Genomic DNA, 210 nt, shown 5'->3' on the forward strand with positions numbered 1-210 from the left:
TTCATCACTATCATGATTTTTCACATAACAGCAATGAACTTGATCAAAAGCATCACGATAATAGTCTGGAGATTCATATCCTACACCTACATAACTATAACCTAACCCATTTTGATTATCATCATTATTAGCTGAAAAGAAACACGCAGATGAATTATCATAATATCTACTTTCATCGTAAATAGCTGCATGGTTGATTAGACCTTGTAT

The 210-nt window shown here is 31.9% G+C and carries 1 protein-coding gene; it reads right to left on the reverse strand.

Features of this window, described 5'->3' with window-relative positions; translation table 11 throughout:
* A partial coding sequence (locus tag ACX6CF_RS26875; protein WP_458788442.1) for a hypothetical protein occupies window positions 1–210 on the reverse strand: 210 nt, incomplete at both ends.

This window comes from Vallitalea sediminicola (assembly GCF_054408565.1).